Here is a 19,511-nt window from a genome sequence, read left to right on the forward strand (position 1 = left end):
GGAATGAGCTCGGTATGAGCACGGAACCTGGGAGGCCGGACGTGCGTGACGCTCCACGGCAGACCGTCGCCTGGCAGGCGCTGCGCGCGGTCCTGGCGGACCGGGTGGCGGCGACCGGGCGGGAGTCGCTCGACATCGTGGACGCCGGGGGAGGCACCGGCGGCTTCGCCGTACCGCTCGCGAAGCTGGGCCACTCCGTGACGGTCGTCGACCCGGCTCTGGACTCGCTGGCGGCCCTGGAGCGCCGCGCCGCGGAGACCGGCGTCGGCGTCAAGGGCCTGCAGGGGGACGCGGCCGATCTCGGCGACCTCCTCACGCCCGACAGCGCCGACCTGGTGTTGTGCCATAGCGTCCTCGAATACGTGGAGGACCCGGTGGGTGCGCTCGGCGCGGTCAGGGGCGTCCTGCGCGAGGGCGGTGCGGTGAGCGTGCTGGCGGCCAATCCGGTCGCGACGGCGATCCACCGCTGCCTCGCCGGCCACTTCGACGAGGCCCGCCAGGTGTTGTCGGACGCGGCCGGCCGGTGGGGCGACCGCGACCCCACACCCCGCCGCTTCTCCCGCGAGGAGATGTCCGGCCTGCTCGCGCGGACCGGGTTCGCCCTGGGCGACGTCCACGGCGTGCGGATCTTCGCCGATCTCGTGCCCGGCATGCTGGCCGAAAGCGACCCCGGCGCGCTGACCGCGCTGGAGCAGGCCGCGTCGGCGCATCCGGTGCTGCGCGACATCGCGACCCAGCTGCATTTCATCGCCTACCGGTAGCGCTCAGAACCTTCGAATAGAAATCCTGTTCGGGTAGGCTGGCGAGCGTGTCCCGGAACCAGCTGCTGCCTCGGGAGCCGTCGCCTCAGGACGGCCCGGCCGACGACAGCGGCTGCCCGATCCTCCATGTGGACATGGACGCCTTCTACGCCAGCGTGGAGTTGCTCGACCGCCCGGAGCTGAGGGGCACCCCGGTCATCGTCGGTGCGACGGGCGGGCGCGGCGTGGTCCTCAGCGCCACCTATGAGGCGAGGCGGTTCGGCGTGCACTCGGCGATGCCGATGACGCGGGCCCGCAGGCTCTGCCCCCAGGCGACGATCATCCCGCCCCGCCACGCGAATTACGCCGAGGTCTCCAGGGGCGTCATGGAGATCTTCAAGGCGATCACCCCGGAGGTCGAGCCGATCGCCTCCGACGAGGCGTTTCTCGACGTCGGCGGGGCCCGCCGACGGCTCGGCCGGCCCGCCGCGATCGCCCAGATGATCCGCGAGCAGGTGGCCGAGCGCTACGGCATCACGTGCTCGGTGGGGGTCGCGAGCAGCAAGTTCGTGGCGAAGCTGGCCTCCCGGCAGTGCAAACCCGACGGGTTGCTCGTCGTCCCGGCCGACGGGGTGGTGGAGTTCCTCCATCCGCTGCCCGTCGCCGCGTTGTGGGGCGTGGGGGAGCGCACGGAGCAGGCCCTGGTACGGCTCGGCATTCGGACTGTGGGGGATCTGGCCCATGTGCCCGTTTCCACGCTCCAGCGTGAGCTCGGGGCCGCGGGGGCCCATCTGGCGGCCCTCGCCTGGGGGCGCGACGAGCGGCCGGTGGTGCCGCACACGCCCGACAAGAGCATCGGCAACGAGGAGACGTTCTCCCACGACGTGGACGACCCCGAGGAGATCAGGCGAGAGCTGCTGCGGCTGTCGGAGCGGGTGGCCGCCCGGCTCAGGGCCTCCGGTCACGTCGGGCGCACGGTCAGCGTGAAGCTGCGCCGTGCCGATTTCACCACGATCACCAGATCGCGCACTCTGCGCGAGCCCACAGATGTGGCAAAAGAGATATACACCACATCATGCGAACTGTTCGTGGCCGCAGGCTTGGAGCGCGTGCGCCTCAGACTGGTCGGCGTCCGGGTCGAGAACCTCCGCCCCGCCTCCTCGGCGACGCGGCAGCTAGGCCTGGGAGAGAAGGAGATGGGCTGGCGGGAGGCCGAACAGGCGGTGGACAAGGCGGTCCGTCGGTTCGGCCCGGATGCCGTACGGCCGGCCTCGCTCGTTCAGCGCCCATTTGGTCCAATGGATCTATGACGTCACCTCCGGTTTGGTCCGCGTTGGACGTTTTCTTTCGTCTACGTCTACAGCCTCGTATTCTGGGGATAACCGACCGCGAGGTTCGGACACCCCGTGTCGTCCGTTGCCGTCTTCCCCTGAATGGGGCCGTCCTTGGGAGGCGCCGTGCCGCTGTCTGAGCACGAGCAGCGCTTGCTCGACCAGATCGAGCAGGCCCTCTATGCCGAGGACCCGAAGTGGGCCAATACCGTCCGGATCAGCGACCCGCGCAGCCACTACAAGCGCCGTCTGGTGAAGGCCTCCGTCGGCTTCGCCCTGGGCGTCGTCCTGCTGATGGTCGGGGCCGTCGCGAATCAGATCCCCCTCGGAGTGGCCGGATTCGTGGTCATGCTCGCGACTTGTCTGTGGGGCTTGTCCAGCTGGAAGCGCATGAGCGGGTTCGGCGGTGAGGGCTCGGCCGCGGGGCAGGGCCGCGCCCGCCGGCCTCAGCGTCAGGGCTTCATGGAGCGGATGGAGGAGCGCTGGCGCCGTCGTCACGACGAGCGCTGAGCCGCTTCCGGCCCTCGGCCGCGAACCTCTGAAAAGACGTGCGGCGCCCCCGGGAACCGGGGGCGCCGAGCCGTACGACCGGTACGTCCGAACCGGTCAGCTCCTGGGTCCGGTGAGCGTCGGTTCCCTCACCTCGCCGCGATCCTCGCGCTCGGCACCGTCGGCGGTGCCACGCTGCCCGCGCAGTGACGGCCGGATGTTCTCCAGCCGGTCGAAGCCGTCCAGCGCCTTTTCTCCCAGGGCCCGCACCCACATCAAGGTCGACGGCGGAGTGAGGGCGGCGGCCAGTCTCCGCTTCCTCGACACCGCCGAGGCCAGAGCCTTCTTCACCGTTGCCAGGTCGGCGGCCTTCGGGGCGGGCTCGTACGCCGTTCTCGCGTATCTGCGCCGTTCCTCGGCCGACGTGATCGTGGTGATCGCGGCGATGACCGCCGGCCCGGTCCGCGTGTCGCCGCCCAGCCGTTCGGCCAGCCGCCGGGACAGGGCACGGGGGCTTTCCCCGGGGTTTCGCGCCATTCCGTAGTCGATCAGCAGGTCGCACAGTTCGGTCCATGCGGCCTGGACGGCGGACACCCCGCGCCGGATCCCTCCCGAGGCGACGAGCCGGCGCCGTCGTCCCCTCACCAGGAGGCGGACGGCGGCCGGGATCAGCGCGAGCACCAGGGCGGCGGCCAATCCGAGGGCGATCTTGACCGTGATCGGTGTCCCGGTCTCCTGGATCTGCGGAGCCGCGCCGAGGTCGCGCTCGAAGTCGCGAGGGTTGCGCACCTGCGGGCCGGACGTGCCGGAGGTGTCGTCGGGGCCGCTGGACGCGCCGGCCGACGGCGTGGCCGACGGGCTCGCATTCGGCAGCACAGGCAACGTGTACTGCGGCACCTGGGCGGTGCCCTGTCCTGCGCCGCCGGCGGGGGTGGGTTCGAAACGCAGCCACCCGACTCCGGAGAAGTACAGTTCCGGCCACGCGTGCGCGTCGTGGGTGCGCACCATCCACGAGTCGCCGACCTTCGATCCGCCGGTGAAGCCGATCGCCACCCTGGCGGGGATGCCCAGCATGCGTGCCATGACCGCCATCGCACTGGCGAACTGCTCGCAGTAGCCGGTGCGATCGGTCAGGACGAACCTCGACAGGGCCCTGCCACCCGAACCCTGCGCCTCCAGGCTGTAGGTGAACCCGCCGGTCCTGGTGAACCACTCCTGCAGCTTCATGGCCTGCTGGTATTCGCTGGTCGCCCCCGCGGTGACCTGCGCGGCCATGGCCGCCACCCGGGGATCGAGGCCGGGGGGAAGCTCGAGGTAGCGGTCGCTCTGCGGGTCGGGAACCGACGCCTCCAGTTGCTCGGGCGTGGGCTCGGGCTCGCCGGTGACCACGTGATAGCTGAGACCCGCGGCCTGGTCCTTGGTGGAGTAGACCATGAGCGAGTTCTGGTCGGCCCGCCAGTCCCCGTCGGCGTCGACCTGCGTCGCCGGGTACGGCAGCGGGAGGAACCGCAGGGGCCCGATGTCGTCGCTGATCGCGATCTGGGTCTCGGCCCGTTTCACCGCTGCCCCGGGCGCGAGGCCCGGAGGGGCGGGCAGCGGGCCCTCCGATACCCGGTCCTCCTCGCCCGCGGTGATCTTGGAAAGCGTCCACTTCCTCCCGTCGAAGATGTCGAGGGAGTAGATCCGCAGGTAACGCGGCTGGTCGTCGCTGCTGGTGTAGGTCAGGACGGTCGCGTTCTCCTGCTGCCGGAGCTGACCTCCGAGCTCGGCGATCGCGTCGGGAATGGTGATGCTGCTGCCGCCGGGGCCCGTGCCGTTGCCCACGCCGAAGCTCATCAGGGGGGAGGGCGTGAGGTTGGGCAGCAGCGCGGGCAGCACGATCGCCAGCGCGACCGCGGTCACACCGATCCTGCGGCCGGACAGCGCGAGCCGCCCGGTGTCGGGAGTCGTCCTGGCGTGGGAGGCCCTCGACCGCCGCACCAGGACGGCCCGGCCCCACTGCCCGAGGCGTTCCCGGCCGTCGGCGACCAGGAGGCCGACGTAACCGAACGCCCCGAGCACGAACGCCGGCCAGCCGATCGGGTCGGGCATGACCTCGACGGGCACGCAGAAGAGGGCCAGCAGCGGCAGCCCGGCCAGCGCCGCCTGGCGCAGCCGTACGGCGAAGAGGTCGACGAGCACGGCGATCAGGCCGACCCCGCCGGCGGTCAGGAGGGTGACGCCCTCGCTGGCCGGCACGGGCGCGGCGAACTGCTGGATGTCCTCGAACCCGGCCGTGACCAGCATGCCGATCATGTACACCGAGCTCTTCGTGGGGATGATCCAGAGCCACGCGAGGTTGTAGGCGAACGCCAGGGTCAGGTAGAGGGCGAGAGACAGGAACATGATCGGCGGACCCGCCCACAACGGAGCACGCAGGCGGATCGTCGCCGCGCTGGCGCCGGTGACGACGAGGATCGCCCCCATGCTGGTCCAGAACCAGGAGCCGCCGTTGAACAACGGGTAGAGCGTGAGCGAGACCGCGGCCGTCGCCAGCCCCGCGGCGATCGGCAACTTCATGCCGCACTCCTCTTATAAGCGGCCTCGGGCCACACGGCGGCGAGCGAGGTGCCCGCCGGAAGGTTGAGGACCCGCCACCCCGCCCGGGTGAGCAGGGCGCGGGCGGTCTCGGCGGACTCGTCGGGGAATCCGTCCCAGGTGCCCACGTCCAGCATGACCGCGACGCCGGTCACACCGGTGTGCCTCAGCCTGGCGAGGGCCATGGCCTCCTCGGCGTCGACCGACCCGAGCACGGCCACGATCAGGCCTTCGCCGCCGCCCTGGCGCAGCGCCCCGATCCCGTGGTCCAGAGAGCGCGAGGTGCTCTGCCGTACGACGGAAAGGGTGTCGATCAGCGACCAGGACAGGCTCGACTCGGCCAGGTGCTGCGCGCCCTGGTCGGTGACCAGGCGCAACCCCAGCCCGTCGCGGGACAGGTGCACGCCGATCGACGCCGCGGCCGACACCGCGACCTCGAACGACGAGGAGGGGCCGCTGCCCCGGTGGGCGTGCCTGCGCGTGTCGAGCAGGAGCGCGCCCCTGCTCTGCCACTGCTGCTCCTCGCGCCTGACCATCAGCTCGCCGTGCCGCGCGGTGGAGCGCCAGTGCACCCGCCGCAGGTCGTCACCCTGGCGGTACTCCCGCGGCGCCACGTCGTCGTCGCCCGCCGCCGCCACCGATCGGGTACGGCTGTCGCCTCCGCCGGCCCACTCCCCGGACAGCCGTACGGCCGGCAGGGGGATGACCTTGGGGGTCACCACCAGCGTGTCGATGATCGTGAACGACCTGGTCAGCTCGACGAGACCGAACGGGTCGGCGATCCGCACCGACAGCGGCCCGACGGGGAAGCGCCCGCGCAGGTCGGACCGCACCTTGTAGTCGATCTCCCGCACGCCCTGCGCCTCCACCTTGTCGAGCACGAACCGCGGCCTGCTGCCGAGGGCGTACTGGACGGTGTCCTCGACGAGCAGCAGGCCCGTCGGCAGCCGGGTGACGTTCTCCAGTCGCAACGTGACGACGCTGTCGTTGCCGACCTCCACGCGGGAGGGCGCCACCCGGCGGGTGCTGCGCAGGCGGTAACGGGTCCTGGCGACCACCATCGTCGCCAGCAGCGGCATGGCGATGATCAGGACGGCGACCCGCAGCAGGTCGCTCTCGCCCAGGACGAAGGCGCACACCAACGCGGCGGCGCCCGACGCGAGGAACGACCGCCCCCGCGAGGTCAGAGCCTTCAACCCCGTCATCGGGCCTCCGTCTACTTGGTGTCCGGCACAGGGACGCGCGCGACCAGGTCCACGATCGTCTGCTCGGGCAGGCGGCGCTGGCCCTGGGCCTCCATGCTGGGCAGCAGGCGGTGGGCGAGCACCGGCACGGCCAGGTCCCTCAAGTCGTCGGGGATGACGTAGTCGCGTCCCGACAGCGCGGCGTGCGCGCGGGCGCACCGCACCATGTGGAGGGTGGCGCGCGGCGAGGCCCCGAGCGCGAGATCGGGGGAGGTGCGCGTGGCCGTGACGATGTCGATGGCGTACTTCTTCACCGACTGCGACACGTAGACCGCGCGGATCGCCTGGATCAGCGCGCGGACCTCCGCCGTGGTGGCGACGGGCTCCAGCTTGTCCAGCGGCTGGGAGGCGCCGTGGACGTCGAGCATCTCCAGTTCGGCGGCCGGCGCCGGGTAGCCCATGGCGATCTTCGCGGTGAAGCGGTCGCGTTGTGCCTCCGGCAGCGCGTAGGTCCCCTCCATCTCGATCGGGTTCTGGGTCGCGATCACCATGAAGGGCGACCCGAGCCCATAAGTCACGCCGTCGACCGTGACCTGACGCTCTTCCATGCACTCCAGAAGGGCGGACTGCGTCTTGGGGGAGGCGCGGTTGATCTCGTCGCCGACGACGATGTTGGCGAAGACCGGGCCCGGCTTGAACTCGAACTCCCCGTTCTGCTGGTTGTACGCGCTGACGCCGGTGACGTCGCTGGGCAGCAGGTCAGGGGTGAACTGCACCCGTTTGACCGGGCAGTCGATAGAGCGCGCCAACGCTTTCGCGAGCATCGTCTTGCCGACACCGGGCACATCCTCGATCAGCAGGTGACCTTCCGCGAGGAGAACGGTGAGGGTGAGGCGGACGACGTCGCCTTTTCCTTCGATCACGGATTCGATCGCACGCCGGATCCTGTTCGCCGTGTCCACCAGGGTCTCCAGCGGTACCTCCGCTGCGGTGACGTCGGGGGTTGCTGCCACCAGGCCTCCAATGAAGGTCCGTCCCGAGAAGGGGCGTTAAAGGTTACTTTCCCATTCTGTGTACTGACCCTATGACTGATGTGGTTCCGTAGGGACTTTGTCCAAAAATCCGGGTGAACTGGTCGTGATTGCCGAATGGCGATCGTCCGGCGAAGCGGTGGATTTCACTCCTCGCCCGGCGGCTACCCGCTCCACTTTCCCCCACCCGATCCACGCGCGAGCCGGAATCCGGCCGTCCGGGGCCCCTGACGAGGGTCCGGACACGCCCGGTGGCGGGTGGGTGGCGCCCGGGGTGCCCCACTTCGCCCCACCCCTTCTGAACTGCGGAAACCCGGCGGAAATCCAATGCCGACACAGTCTGAATCTGTTGACGGTGGGGAGAAGTGGAGTATGGTGGTGCGCAGTGGAGGGCAGGGGCTACAGCGCTGAGCGCTCCACAAGGCACGGGAGGTGGGTCCGGTGTTCCTCGGCACCCATCAACCGCGCCTGGACGACAAAGGACGGCTGTTCCTGCCGGCGAAGTATCGTGAGGAGCTGGCGGAGGGTCTTGTGATCACCAAAGGCCAGGAGCGCTGCCTCTACGTCTTCCCCGTAGAGGAGTTCCAGCGCATCACCGAGGCTCTGCGCACCGCGCCGGTGACCGCCAAGGCGGTCAGGGATTACAGCCGCGTCTTCTTCGCCAGTGCTTCCGACGAGACCCCGGACAAGCAGGGGCGCGTCACCATCCCTCCGAGCCTCCGGCAGTATGCCGGGCTGGATCGCGACTGCGTCGTGATCGGGGCCAACACCAGGCTCGAGATCTGGGACGCCCAGGCCTGGGAGACCTATCTGGAAGCTCAGGAGCAGGCGTTCTCCGATCTGTCGGAGGAGGTGTTGCCAGGGATCCTGTGATCGATCAGCGAATTACCCGTCGGTGACGTTCGGCGAGGTCTCCACCCGCTCCCCGAGGCAGCTGATGCACCTTCCCCGGTGTCAGATGCCGCGGCAGGCGAAGCGGATGGGGACCTGGCCGGACGGGTCGGTCCCGCGAGGGGGGACCGGCATGGGTGGGGACCCTGAGGGTGATCACCGGCGGCAGCCGCATATCCGCGAGCTTCGAGGCGGCCAAGATGGGGGTGGAGACGTTGTCGACAGATTTCGAGCAGTCGGGCGGTCACGTTCCGGTCATGCTCGATCGCGTGCTGGAGTTGCTCGCTCCCGCACTCACGGGCCCTGAGCCGGTCGTCGTCGACGCCAACCTCGGCCTCGGCGGCCACGCGGAGGCTCTACTCGCCGCCCATCCGGCGCTGCATCTCGTGGGCATCGACCGCGACCCCGTCGCCATCGAGCGGTCCACCCGGCGTCTCGCGCCCTATGCGGACCGCGTCACCATCGTCCGCGCCGTCTCCGACGAGCTGACCGACGTGCTGGCGGCCGCGGGGCGGCGCCGCGTCGACGGAGCCCTGTTCGACCTCGGCGTCTCCTCTCCCCAGCTGGACGAGGCGGAGCGCGGTTTCGCGTACTCTTACGACGCCCCGCTCGACATGCGGATGGACCCGGATCAGGAGCTCACGGCCGAGCGTGTGGTCAACACCTACTCCGCCGCCGAGCTCACCCGCATTCTGCGCGACTACGGCGAGGAGCGTTTCGCGTCCCGCGTCGCGGGCTTCATCGTCAGGGAACGCGCCCAGGGGCCCATCGAGACCACCAAACGACTTGCCGAACTCGTGCGCGCGGCCATCCCCGCCGCGACGAGACGGACAGGGGGAAACCCCGCCAAGAGGACATTCCAGGCACTGCGCATCGAGGTGAACGGAGAGCTCACGGCGCTGGAGCACGCGCTCCCGGCCTCGCTCGACGCGCTGGCGCTCGGCGGGCGCGTCGTGGTGCTCGCCTACCACTCTTTGGAGGACCGGCTCACCAAGCAGGTTCTCGTGGCGCGAACCAGGGACACCAGTCCTCCCGGGCTTCCCGTCCCGCTGGAGGAACACCAGCCCCGGTTCCGCCTTCTGACGAGGGGAGCCGAGCTCCCGGACGACGACGAGGTGGCCCGCAACCCGCGGGCGGCCTCGGCCCGTTTGCGGGCGGCAGAGAGGATCCGCCAGGGATGAGCACGACAGAGCAGCAGAACAGGTCGTCGGTTCGCCGCGCGCCTGCCCCGCCTCGCCGGCCTGCGCGGCCGGTGGGCGGCGGCATGGCGGCCAGGCCCGGCAACGCGGGAACGGCAGCCACCGACGGCGCGCCGGCCGTCGCCGTGGGGGCGCCCGCTCCCGTGGCGCCGCGCCGCCCGAGCCGGGCCCGTCCCGAGGCCCGTCCGGAGCAGGCGCGCCCCGATACGGGCGGTTCGAAGACGCGCGGCACCGCCACGCAGGTGACCGACGCGCCCGCCGCCCGTCCGGTCACCCGTGTACGGCCGGCAGGGGCGATGTTCCGGCGTCCGCCGAGGGCTCCCTTCGTCCTGCTCGTCGTCGGCCTCATGTGCGGCGGCCTGGTGACCCTGCTTCTGCTCAACACCGTGCTCGCGCAGGATTCCTTCAAGCTGAGCGACCTCAGGTCGAGCACCGACCAGTTGCACGAGCAGGCGGCGACCCTGGAGAACGAGCTGCGGGTCTGGGACCAGCCGGGCGCGATCGAGGAGGCCGCCAAGCCGCTCGGCGTGGTGAAGGACACCGCGCCGCCTCGTTTCATCAAGCCGGACAAGGGTCCTGACGTCGGTGCGGCTGGGGCGGGCACGCCCCAGAAGGAGGGCGTGGCCCGGTGAAAGACGGCGGCCGGAGCCCGGGCCCCGGCCGCGGCGGTCCCGGAGGACGTGGTGGACAGGGCCCCAGCGGTGGCGGCCCCGGCGGTCGTGGTGGTCAGGGCCGCGGCGGCGGCTCCGGCGGTTCCGGCGGCGGCAGGCGCTCTCCGGGCTCGGGACGACCCTCGGACGGTACGGCCGGCCGCGCCCGTCCCGACCAGCCGGGCCGTCCTGGCCGCACCCCGCGGCCCGGGCGTCCTGACGAGGTGAGCGACGGGGCCCCAGGCCGTCGTGATGAGCGTGGAGACCGGGCGTCCCAATCCCAGGGGTCCCAATCTCAGGGGGCGCAGTCGCGGGGGACCGGACCGAAGGGTGCGGGGTCGAAGGGCGCCGGGTCGAAGGGGGCAGGCAAGGGAGCCGGGCCGCAAGGAGGACAGTCCAAGGGGTCCTCGTCGAACGCGTCCCAGTCCGGCACGCGATCCGGCGGGTCACAGTCCGGCGGTTCCCAGGCTGGCAAGTCAGCGTCCGGCAGGTCGTCGGGGTCCCGGCAGTCCGGTTCGCGGTCGGGTTCGCAGCCGTCGTCGCGGTCCGCGTCGCAGCCGGGCCGGGGGCCGGGCACGTCCGGGCAGCGCAAGCAGGGCAGGCAGCCGCAGTCGCCCGCGTCCGAGCCTCAGAAGAAGCCGTCATCGCGCACCTCGAAGCCGGCTGCGTTCAACTCCGGCGCGCCCGGCACCTCCAAGGCCGACACTTCCAAGGGCGGCACGCCCAGGCCCGGCTCGTCCCAGCCTGCGGCGCCGGCGCCGTCCACGCCAGGGGCGGCCGGCCGTACGGGGCCGCAGGGCAAGAGCGGCCCCCCGGGACGCGCCGGCGCGACAGGCCCGGCCGGCCCGCCGCACCCTCGGGGACCGGTCGACGGCGGTGCTCCGCGTCCGAGGGGCCCTGTGGACGGCGGCCCGCCGCGCACACCCCGCCCGCCGCGTCCCCCGGCACCGCCCCCAAGGCCGCCGGCCGTCATGCGGCTGGGCAACCCGGGCCGGCGGCTCAACGCCGCGCTGATCGCGATGGCGTTCGTGTTGTCGTTGTTCGCCGGAAGGCTCATCCAGCTCCAGGGGCTCGATTCGAAGGTGCTGCAGGCCAAGGCGGCGCAACAACGTGTGCAGCCGGAGATCCTGCCCGCCCGGCGCGGCTCGATCACCGACGTCGGCGGCCACGACCTCGCGGTGACGGCCGACGCGCGGGAGATCTACGTCGACCCGGCCGACGTGACGCCCGACAAGCGCGACCTGATCGCGTCCACGCTGGCCGTGGAGCTCAACCTCCCCAAGGAGAGCATCGCGGCCAAGCTGGCCAAGACCACGCAGCGCTACATCGTGGTCGCCAGGAACATCGATCCGCCCCGGGCCAAGAAGATCATGGCATACGGATTCAAGGGCGTCGGTTCGAAGGCGACTTATCGCCGCATGTACCCCGGCGACTCCCTCGCAGGCGGCCTCATCGGCTTCGTCGGGTTCGACGGGCACGGCCTGACCGGCATCGAGCAGTCCTACGACAAGACCCTCGCAGGTCAGGACGGCAAGCAGAGCGTCGAGATCGGCGGAGACGGCCAGCGCATCCCGATGACGCGCACCAGCCGCCAGGCGCCGGTGCCGGGCCGCGGCGTGCGGCTCACCATCGACAGGGACATCCAGTGGGCCGCGCAGGAGTCGATCGCCCGGCAGGTCAAGGCGACCAAGGCGCGCAGCGGCAGTGTGGTCGTCCTCGACGTCAAGACCGGCCAGATCGTCGCCATGGCCAACGCGCCGGAGGTCGACCTGAACGACTGGCAGTCGACGCCGGAGCAGGACTGGAGCAACCGGGCCGTGTCCGAGGTGTTCGAGCCGGGCAGCACCAACAAGGTCATCACGGCGGCGGGCGCCATCGAGGCGGGGGCGGTCAACGACGACACCGTCTTCCGGGTGCCCGACCACATCACGTGCGCGGACCGGGAGATCCGCGACGCCCACCCGCACAAGCCGGAGCCGCTGACGTTCACCGGCATCATCGCCGAGTCGAGCAACGTCGGCACGATCCTCGCGGCGCGCCAGATCAGCGACCAGAAGCTCTACCAGATGTTCCAGTCCTTCGGGTTCGGCGCCAAGAGCGGCGCCGGGGTGCCGGGCGAGGAGGAGGGCCTCCTGCCCGCCTACCAGAACTGGTCGGGCAGCCAGCGCTGCACCATCGCCTACGGCCAGGGCATCTCCGTCACCGCCCTCCAGATGGCGAGCGTGTACCAGACGATCGCCAACGGCGGGGTCAGGGTGACGCCCTCCATCGTGGCGGGCACCACCGACGAGCGCGGGAAGTTCGTGCCCGCGCCGGCGCCCAAGCAGACCAGGGTCGTCAGCCAGGAGACCGCCCGGCAGATCGCGGGCATGCTGGAGGCCGCGGTCGGTCACGACGGCACCGGAGTGGAGGCGGCGATCCCCGGATACAGGGTCGCCGGGAAGACCGGCACCGCCATGCGGTATGACGAGAAGTGCAAGGGTTACTGCGGCTACACTGCGACATTCGTCGGGTTCACTCCGGCGGACGCCCCCCGGCTCGTGGCACTGGCCGTCATCCAGGATCCCAAGAACGGCCATTACGGCGGCGAAGTGGCCGCCCCCGTATTCAAGGACGTCATGACCTTCGCGTTGAAGAGCAGGAAAATTCCCCCGACCGGTACGAAGGCGCCGCGTGTCGTCCTTCAAGCCGGTAGGTGACGAAGGACGGTACGCTCTCGCCGTGCGTCCCCCGTCCTCTATGCGGCCTGAGGCCGTCCCGGCCCGCCCGCTGTCCGGGCTGGCCTCCCTTCTCGGCGCCTCCTCGGCGGTCTCCTCTCCCGGAGCCAGGCCGGCGCGCGGAACGGTCACCGGTCTCACCATCGACTCCCGCCGCGTCCAGCGCGGCGATCTCTACGTCGCCATGCCGGGCAAGACCGCCCACGGCGCCGAATTCAGCGGCGCGGCCCTCGCGGCGGGCGCGGCGGCCATCCTCACCGACGAGGAGGGCCGCGACCGCGCGGCCGCCACGGGTCTGCCCGTCCTCGTCGTGCCCGACCCCCGCGCCCTGCTCGGGCAGGTCGCGGCATGGGTGTACGGCAGGCCGGCGGCCGGCATCACGATCATCGGCGTGACCGGTACGAGCGGGAAGTCGACCTCGACGTTCCTGCTGGAGGCCGGTCTGCGCGCCGCCGGACACACCACCGGCCTCGTCGGCGGGGTGGAGATCCGCGCGGGCGACGTGTCCTTCGTGCCGGAGCTGACCACCCCCGAGGCCAGCGACCTGCAGGGCCTGTTCGCGCTCATGCGGGAGCGGGGGGTGACCGCCGCGGCGATGGAGGTCTCCAGCCACGCCCTCGCGCTCGGCCGGGTCGACGGCGTCTTCTACGATGTGGCGATCTTCACCAACCTGTCGCAGGACCATCTGGACTTCCACCGCGACCTCGACGACTACTTCGCCACCAAGGCGCGCCTTTTCACGCCCGAGTTCGCCCGGGTGGGTGTCGTCAACGTCGACGACGCGCACGGCCGGGAGCTGACCGAGCTGGCGAAGATCCCGATCACCACGTTCTCCGCCGCCGGCGCACCCGAGGCGGAGTGGCGGGCGCAGGACGTGCGCCTCGGCTCCGACGGCAGCGCCTTCCGCGTCGTCGGTCCCGGCGGTGTGGAGGCCGACGTCTCCGTGGCCCTTCCCGGGCCGTTCAACGTGGCCAACACCCTCGGTGTGCTCGTCGCTCTGGTGGAGGCCGGCATTCCCCTGCAGACCGCGGTGGCGGGAGTCGGCACGTTCACCGGCGTGCCCGGCCGCATGGAACGCGTGCCCGCCGCGGACGGCTACCAGGTGATCGTGGACTACGCTCACAAACCGGGCGCGGTCGAGTCGGTCCTCACCTCGCTGCGGACGGTCCTGGAGGACGGTCCCGGCGGCAGGCTCACCGTCGTCCTGGGCTGTGGCGGCGACCGGGACAGGGGCAAACGGCCTCAGATGGGCGAAGCCGCGGCCCGGCTGGCCGACACGGTGATCCTGACCAGCGACAACCCCAGAACCGAAGATCCGCTCGAGATCCTTACGGCCATGCTGGAGGGCGTGCTCGACGTCCCCCAGGAGGAGCGGGCTCACGTCATCGTGGAACCGGACCGCGCGGCCGCCATCGAGCTGGCCGTCTCCCGCGCCGAGCCCGGCGACGTGATCGTCGTGGCGGGCAAGGGTCATGAGCAGGGTCAGTACGTCGGGGACCAGGTCATCCCGTTCGACGACAGGGAGGTGGCGGCGCAGGCCGTCCTGAGGAGACGCGCACGGGAGGGCGGCGCCCGCTCCTAAGATTTGCTGAACCTGACTGATCGATTGATCGCGCGAAAGAGAGCAGGAAAGACCAATGATCCCGTTGCCACTGGCCAGGGTCGCCGAGATCACCTCGGGCGCCCTGACCGGCATGGCCGACCCCCGGGCCGTGGTGCGCGGCCCCGTCGTGATCGACTCCCGCGCCGCCGAGCCGGGGTCGCTGTTCGTGGCGATCAAGGGTGAACGCGCCGACGGGCACGACTTCGCCATGCAGGCCCATGCGGCCGGGGCGACCGCCATCCTGGCGTCGCGGCCGGTCGAGGCCCCCGCTGTGATCGTGGGTGACGTGCTGGCCGCTCTCGCGGAGCTGGCCAAGGCCGTGATCTCCGAACTGCCCGCGGTGACCGTGGCAGGCGTGACCGGCTCGGCCGGCAAGACGACGACGAAGGACCTCCTGGCCCGACTTGCCGCGCGCATCGGCCCCACGGTCGCGCCGGTCGGCTCGTACAACAACGAGATCGGCCACCCGCTGACCGTGCTGAAGGCCGACGAGGCCACCCGCTTCCTGGTTCTGGAACTCAGCGCGCGCAACATCGGCCACATCGCCTACCTGACCGGGATCGCCCCGCCCCGCATCGGCGTGGTGCTCAACGTCGGCACCGCGCACCTCGGCGTCTTCGGGGGCAAGGAGGCCATCGCGCAGGCCAAGGGCGAACTCGTCGAGGCGCTGCCCAAGGGCGGCGTCGCCGTGCTCAACGCCGACGACCCCCTCGTGCGGGCGATGGCCGGCAGGACCGCCGCCAGGGTCACCTTCTTCGGCAGGAGCCCCGACGCCCATGTCCGGGCCGAGGACGAGACGCTCGACGAGCGCGGCAGGGCGTCCTTCACCCTGCGCACGCCGTCCGGCGCCGCGCCCGTGCGGCTGCGCCTGTACGGCGCGCACGCCGTGGAGAACGCCCTTGCGGCCGCCGCGGCGGGATACGAGCTGGGGCTGCCGGTGGCCACCATCGCCGAGGAGCTGTCGGAGGCCGAGCCGCGCAGCCGCTGGCGCATGGAGGTGACAGACCGCTTCGACGGCGTCACGGTGATCAACGACGCCTACAACGCCAACCCCGACTCGATGCGGGCCGCCTTCGGCAGCCTCGCCGCGATGGGGGAAGGCAGGCGGCGCTTCGCTGTGATCGCGTCGCTGCGGGAGCTCGGCGAAGACAGCGCCGCGCTCAACGAGGGGGTCGGGCGGCTCGCCGCCGAGGCCGGCCTCGAGACTCTGATCGTCGTGGGGGAGGACGCCGGGCTCATCCTCGCCGGCGCCCCCGGCGCGCTGCACGTCCCCGACGTGACGGCCGCCGCCGAGGCGCTCGCCGCACGGCTGGCGCCGGGAGACGTGGTGCTGGTGAAAGGGCCGCGTGCGGCCGGTCTCGAACGGGTCGCCGAGGCGATCCTCGGAGGTGACCCCCGGTGAGGAACATCCTCATCGCGGCCGCGGTATCGCTGCTGCTTTCGATGGCCGGAACCCCCCTGGCCATCCGGCTGTTCAGCCGGCGGGGGTATGGGCAGAACATCCGCGAGGAGGGACCCTCCGGGCACTACGACAAGCGGGGCACCCCCACCATGGGCGGCACCGTCATCGTGATCGCCTCCCTCATCGGCTATTTCACCGCCCACCTGTCGACGATGCTGACCAGCCACGTCGAGTCGCCCACCGCCTCCGCGCTGCTGGTGCTGTTCCTGATGACCGGTCTCGGCATGGTCGGCTTCCTCGACGACTTCATCAAGATCTACAAGCAGCGCTCCCTCGGCCTGCGCAGCGGCGCCAAGGCCGCCGGGCAGCTCGTCGTCGGCGCGATCTTCGCGATCCTCGTCGTCAGATTCCCCAACGCCTACGAGATGACCCCCGCGACCACGCGCATCTCGTTCCTGCGTGACTTCGGGCCGTCCATCGGCCTGATCGGCTTCACCATCTGGGTGCTGTTCATCATCGTCGGCTTCTCCAACGCGGTGAACCTGACCGACGGTCTGGACGGCCTGGCCTCGGGCGCCACCTGCCTGGTCCTGGCGGCGTACGTGCTGATCGGCAACTGGCAGCTGCGCAACAGCTGCACGTTCATGCTGAGCCCCAACTGCTACTGGGTGCGCGATCCGCTCGACCTCGCCGTGGTCGCCGCGGCGGTGCTCGGCGGCTGTTTCGGGTTCCTGTGGTGGAACGCCCCGCCCGCCAAGATCTTCATGGGTGACACCGGGTCGCTCGCGCTGGGCGGCGTCCTGGCCGGGCTCGCCGTCACCACCCGCACGCAGCTCCTGCTCCCCATTCTGGGCGGCCTCTTCGCGATCATCACGATGTCGGTGATCATCCAGGTCGGCTTCTTCAAGATGACGAAGAAACGTGTCTTCCGCATGGCCCCGCTGCAGCACCACTTCGAGCTGTCGGGATGGGCGGAGACGACCATCGTGGTCCGCTTCTGGCTGATCGCGGCCCTGTGCGTGGCGGCCGGACTCGGCCTGTTCTACCTGGAATGGATGCCCAAACAGTGAGTGTCGTCATCGCCGGGCTCGGCGTCTCGGGCCTGGCAGCCGCGCGCGGCCTGGCGGAAAGCGGCGAGCGGGTCATCGTCCTGGAGGCGGCCGACGGCGAGCGGCAGCGTGCCGCGGCCGCCGAGCTGGCCGCCTCCGGCGTCGAGGTGAGGTTCGGCGAGCCGGTCCTGCCACAGGGCGCGTCGCTGGTCGTCACCTCGCCTGGCTGGCGGCCCGACCACCCGCTCCTCGTGGCCGCCGCGGACGCCGGCATCCCGGTGATCGGCGAGGTCGAGCTGGCGTGGCATCTGCGTTCCTCGGACGGCTCGGCCGCCCCCTGGCTCGCGCTCACCGGCACCAACGGCAAGACCACCGCGGTCAGGATGCTCACCTCCATCCTCACCGCGGCCGGTCACCGGGCCCTGGCCGTCGGCAACGTCGGCCTGCCCATCGTCGACGCGGTCCGCGAGCCGTACGACGCGCTCGCGGTCGAACTGTCCAGCTTCCAGCTCCACTGGTCGTCGAGCATCGAGCCGCTGGCCGCGGCCGTGCTCAACGTGGCCCCCGACCACATCGACTGGCACGGATCCCTGGAGGAGTACGCCGCGGCCAAGGAACGCATCTTCCACAACGCCGGCACCGTGATCTACAACGCCGACGACGAGTGGTCCACCCGGCTGGCCGAGCCGTACGGGCAGGGGCGGCGGGTCAGCTTCACGCTCGGCGTGCCACGTCCCGGGCAGGTCGGCGTGGTGGAGGACCTGCTGGTCGACCGGGCCTTCGTGTCCGACCCGGTCGCCGAGGCCGAGGAGCTCGCCTCCCTCACCGACGTGCGGCCCTTCGCACCGCACAACGTGGCCAACGCGCTGGCCGCCGCCGCGCTCGCCCGCGCGTACGGCGTGCCCGCCGAGGCGGTGCGGCGCGGTCTCACCGACTTCGTCCCCGACCCGCACCGGATCGCCCACGTGGCGACGCTTGGCGAGGTCGACTACGTGGACGACTCCAAGGCGACCAACCCGCACGCCGCGGCCGCCTCGCTGGCCGCCTACCCGTCGATCGTCTGGATCGCCGGCGGCCAGTTGAAGGGCGCCGACGTCGACGACCTCGTACGGCAGGCCGCCCCGCGCCTGCGGGGGGCCGTGCTGCTCGGCGCCGACAGGGAGCGAATCCGGGAGGCATTGGCGCGACACGCCGCGGATGTCCCGGTCGTGGAGGTGCCCGGGCAAGACACTGGGGTCATGGACCGTGTCGTCACCGAAGCAGCCCGCTTGGCCTCCCCCGGAGACACCGTGCTGCTGGCCCCCGCCGGAGCGTCGCTGGACATGTTCGCGAGCTATGGAGCCCGTGGGGAGGCGTTCGCGCGAGCCGTACGGCGTTTGGCCGAGCGGTGACGGCGCAGCAGGCGGAGACGTCCCCTCAGGCACAGGCCGGCCTGGCCCGCACGCATTTCGCGGGCCTGCGGGAGTTGCTGAGCCGTCCCCTCACGTCCTACTACCTGGTGCTCGGGTGCAGCGCGCTGCTGCTGGCCCTGGGCCTGATGATGGTGCTGTCGGCTTCGAGCATCGAGGCGCTGCAGAAGACGGGCAACCCGTTCTACTGGTTCATCAAGCAGTCGATCTCGGTTGCGATCGGCATCCCGCTGATGTGGATCTGCTCGCGGATGCCGCAGCGGTTCTTCCGCCTCGCCGGATATCCCCTCCTGGGCATCTCGATCCTCGGCCTGCTGATGGTGATCTTCATCGGTGAGGAGCTGCTCGGCGCCCAGCGGTGGATCGCGATCGGACCCTTCTCGATCCAGCCCTCCGAGCCGGCCAAGCTCGGCCTCGCGCTGTGGGGCGCGGACCTGCTCGCAAGGAAGGCCCGCGACGGGCGGATCGAATGGCGGCACCTGCTGATCCCGCTGATGCCGGGCACGGCGATCATCGCGATCCTGGTCATGCTGGGCCGCGACCTCGGTACGACCATCGTGCTCATGATCATCTTTCTGGCCCTGCTGTGGGTGGTCGGGGCGCCCGTCCGCCTGTTCGGCGGCATCCTTGCGCTGCTGGTACTCGCCACCGTTATCATGATCATGGTGGAGCCGTACCGCATGGAGCGCCTCACGGGCTTCCTCGACGTGTGGGCGCACGCGCAGACCTCCGGCTTCCAGGCGGCGCAGGGTCAGATCGCGATGGGATCCGGCGGCTGGTTCGGCCTCGGTCTCGGGAGCAGCCGCGCCAAATGGGACTGGTTGCCTCACGCGGAGAGCGACTTCATCTTCTCCATCCTGGGCGAGGAACTCGGCCTGATGGGGACGCTCGTGGTCGTCGCGCTGTTCGGACTGCTCGGATACGCCGGCCTGCGGATCGCCGCCAGGACCGCGGACCCGTTCGTCCGGCTCGCCGCCTCCGCCTCCGTGGCCTGGATCGCCGGTCAGGCGATCGTCAACATCGGGGCGGTCATCGGGGTCTTCCCGATCACGGGCATCCCCCTGCCGCTGGTGTCGTACGGCGGGTCTGCCCTGTTGCCGACCCTGGCCGCTTTGGGAATGTTGTTGTCGTTCGCCAAACGGGAGCCCGGCGCCGCCGAGGCCCTCGCCGCTCGTGGACCCGGACCGGCCGCCAGGGCTCTAAGCTGGCTTGGCCTGGGTGGCCGACCGAGGCGATGAC

17 protein-coding genes are annotated in these 19,511 nt (G+C 71.1%); 13 read left to right on the forward strand and 4 right to left on the reverse strand.

Annotation, left to right across the window (positions count from 1 at the left end):
- The first annotated feature begins 14 nt into the window (after window positions 1-14).
- The 3 genes from Pth03_RS11450 to Pth03_RS11460 all read left to right on the forward strand — a co-directional run bounded on the left by Pth03_RS11450 (window position 15) and on the right by Pth03_RS11460 (window position 2,581).
- Window positions 15-761, forward strand: a complete 747-nt coding sequence (locus tag Pth03_RS11450) for a methyltransferase domain-containing protein (RefSeq protein WP_203944158.1) — start codon at window positions 15-17, stop codon at window positions 759-761.
- A 47-nt stretch (window positions 762-808) separates the two neighbouring features.
- Window positions 809-2,050 carry a DNA polymerase IV gene (locus tag Pth03_RS11455; RefSeq protein WP_203944159.1) on the forward strand — a complete coding sequence of 414 codons (1,242 nt, stop codon included), beginning with the start codon at window positions 809-811 and terminating at the stop codon, window positions 2,048-2,050.
- A gap of 147 nt (window positions 2,051-2,197) precedes the next feature.
- The gene (locus Pth03_RS11460) at window positions 2,198-2,581 is read left to right on the forward strand and encodes an SCO2097 family morphological protein (RefSeq protein ID WP_203944160.1); all 384 of its coding nucleotides are present in this window, start codon (window positions 2,198-2,200) and stop codon (window positions 2,579-2,581) included.
- 96 nt (window positions 2,582-2,677) lie between these two features.
- Here Pth03_RS11460 and Pth03_RS11465 read toward each other — a convergent pair whose 3' ends face one another.
- The 3 genes from Pth03_RS11465 to Pth03_RS11475 are packed head-to-tail and all read right to left on the reverse strand — an operon-like array spanning window position 2,678 to window position 7,334.
- Window positions 2,678-5,119, reverse strand: a complete 2,442-nt coding sequence (locus Pth03_RS11465) for a transglutaminase TgpA family protein (protein WP_203944161.1) — start codon at window positions 5,117-5,119, stop codon at window positions 2,678-2,680.
- Window positions 5,116-6,342, reverse strand: a complete 1,227-nt coding sequence (locus Pth03_RS11470) for a DUF58 domain-containing protein (protein ID WP_203944162.1) — start codon at window positions 6,340-6,342, stop codon at window positions 5,116-5,118. Before Pth03_RS11470 ends, Pth03_RS11465 begins: the two co-directional genes overlap by 4 nt.
- Window positions 6,343-6,353: 11 nt before the next feature.
- Window positions 6,354-7,334 carry an AAA family ATPase gene (locus Pth03_RS11475; RefSeq protein ID WP_373318526.1) on the reverse strand — a complete coding sequence of 327 codons (981 nt, stop codon included), beginning with the start codon at window positions 7,332-7,334 and terminating at the stop codon, window positions 6,354-6,356.
- Between the two features lie 459 nt (window positions 7,335-7,793).
- Here Pth03_RS11475 and mraZ point away from each other — a divergent pair, with 459 nt between their 5' ends.
- The 4 genes from mraZ to Pth03_RS11495 all read left to right on the forward strand — a co-directional run bounded on the left by mraZ (window position 7,794) and on the right by Pth03_RS11495 (window position 10,320).
- Window positions 7,794-8,225 carry a division/cell wall cluster transcriptional repressor MraZ gene (gene mraZ / locus Pth03_RS11480; RefSeq protein ID WP_203944163.1) on the forward strand — a complete coding sequence of 144 codons (432 nt, stop codon included), beginning with the start codon at window positions 7,794-7,796 and terminating at the stop codon, window positions 8,223-8,225.
- A gap of 218 nt (window positions 8,226-8,443) precedes the next feature.
- Window positions 8,444-9,424, forward strand: a complete 981-nt coding sequence (gene rsmH / locus Pth03_RS11485; protein WP_203944319.1) for a 16S rRNA (cytosine(1402)-N(4))-methyltransferase RsmH — start codon at window positions 8,444-8,446, stop codon at window positions 9,422-9,424.
- Complete coding sequence (gene ftsL, locus Pth03_RS11490; RefSeq protein ID WP_203944164.1) at window positions 9,421-10,074, forward strand: cell division protein FtsL; 654 nt, start codon at window positions 9,421-9,423, stop codon at window positions 10,072-10,074. Before rsmH ends, ftsL begins: the two co-directional genes overlap by 4 nt.
- A gap of 51 nt (window positions 10,075-10,125) precedes the next feature.
- Window positions 10,126-10,320: a hypothetical protein gene (locus tag Pth03_RS11495; RefSeq protein ID WP_203944165.1), complete on the forward strand. Its 195-nt coding sequence runs from the start codon at window positions 10,126-10,128 to the stop codon at window positions 10,318-10,320.
- A gap of 400 nt (window positions 10,321-10,720) precedes the next feature.
- On the opposite strand, the gene Pth03_RS11500 is transcribed toward Pth03_RS11495, so the two are convergent.
- Entirely contained in the window at window positions 10,721-10,894 is a 174-nt protein-coding gene (locus Pth03_RS11500) for a hypothetical protein (protein WP_203944166.1), read from the reverse strand.
- Between the two features lie 169 nt (window positions 10,895-11,063).
- Between Pth03_RS11500 and Pth03_RS11505 the strand changes: the two genes are divergently transcribed.
- From Pth03_RS11505 to ftsW, 6 genes are read left to right on the forward strand one after another with little or no spacing between them, the layout of a single operon-like run.
- Window positions 11,064-12,791: a peptidoglycan D,D-transpeptidase FtsI family protein gene (locus tag Pth03_RS11505; RefSeq protein WP_203944167.1), complete on the forward strand. Its 1,728-nt coding sequence runs from the start codon at window positions 11,064-11,066 to the stop codon at window positions 12,789-12,791.
- A gap of 40 nt (window positions 12,792-12,831) precedes the next feature.
- Window positions 12,832-14,391 carry a UDP-N-acetylmuramoyl-L-alanyl-D-glutamate--2,6-diaminopimelate ligase gene (locus tag Pth03_RS11510; protein ID WP_203944320.1) on the forward strand — a complete coding sequence of 520 codons (1,560 nt, stop codon included), beginning with the start codon at window positions 12,832-12,834 and terminating at the stop codon, window positions 14,389-14,391.
- A 55-nt stretch (window positions 14,392-14,446) separates the two neighbouring features.
- The gene (locus tag Pth03_RS11515; RefSeq protein WP_203944168.1) at window positions 14,447-15,814 is read left to right on the forward strand and encodes a UDP-N-acetylmuramoyl-tripeptide--D-alanyl-D-alanine ligase; all 1,368 of its coding nucleotides are present in this window, start codon (window positions 14,447-14,449) and stop codon (window positions 15,812-15,814) included.
- On the forward strand, window positions 15,811-16,884 hold the full coding sequence (mraY, locus tag Pth03_RS11520) for a phospho-N-acetylmuramoyl-pentapeptide-transferase (RefSeq protein ID WP_203944169.1): 1,074 nt from the start codon (window positions 15,811-15,813) through the stop codon (window positions 16,882-16,884). Before Pth03_RS11515 ends, mraY begins: the two co-directional genes overlap by 4 nt.
- A complete protein-coding gene (gene murD / locus Pth03_RS11525; RefSeq protein ID WP_203944170.1) occupies window positions 16,866-18,254 on the forward strand; it encodes a UDP-N-acetylmuramoyl-L-alanine--D-glutamate ligase in 1,389 nt (462 codons plus the stop codon). Before mraY ends, murD begins: the two co-directional genes overlap by 19 nt.
- Window positions 18,251-19,510, forward strand: a complete 1,260-nt coding sequence (gene ftsW / locus Pth03_RS11530) for a putative lipid II flippase FtsW (RefSeq protein ID WP_373318527.1) — start codon at window positions 18,251-18,253, stop codon at window positions 19,508-19,510. The genes murD and ftsW overlap by 4 nt, the downstream gene beginning before the upstream one ends.
- The last annotated feature ends 1 nt before the right edge of the window (window position 19,511 follow it).

Origin of the sequence: Planotetraspora thailandica (assembly GCF_016863335.1) — a bacterium.
GTDB lineage: Bacteria > Actinomycetota > Actinomycetes > Streptosporangiales > Streptosporangiaceae > Planotetraspora > Planotetraspora thailandica.

Coding starts and splice junctions, on each gene's coding strand:
- Pth03_RS11450 (WP_203944158.1), top strand. CDS start 15: ATGAGCACGGAACCTGGGAGGCCGGACGTGCGTGACGCTCCACGGCAG.
- Pth03_RS11465 (WP_203944161.1), bottom strand. CDS start 5,119: ATGAAGTTGCCGATCGCCGCGGGGCTGGCGACGGCCGCGGTCTCGCTC.
- Pth03_RS11470 (WP_203944162.1), bottom strand. CDS start 6,342: ATGACGGGGTTGAAGGCTCTGACCTCGCGGGGGCGGTCGTTCCTCGCG.
- rsmH (WP_203944319.1), top strand. CDS start 8,444: ATGGGGGTGGAGACGTTGTCGACAGATTTCGAGCAGTCGGGCGGTCAC.
- ftsL (WP_203944164.1), top strand. CDS start 9,421: ATGAGCACGACAGAGCAGCAGAACAGGTCGTCGGTTCGCCGCGCGCCT.
- Pth03_RS11505 (WP_203944167.1), top strand. CDS start 11,064: ATGCGGCTGGGCAACCCGGGCCGGCGGCTCAACGCCGCGCTGATCGCG.
- Pth03_RS11510 (WP_203944320.1), top strand. CDS start 12,832: ATGCGGCCTGAGGCCGTCCCGGCCCGCCCGCTGTCCGGGCTGGCCTCC.
- Pth03_RS11515 (WP_203944168.1), top strand. CDS start 14,447: ATGATCCCGTTGCCACTGGCCAGGGTCGCCGAGATCACCTCGGGCGCC.
- murD (WP_203944170.1), top strand. CDS start 16,866: ATGGATGCCCAAACAGTGAGTGTCGTCATCGCCGGGCTCGGCGTCTCG.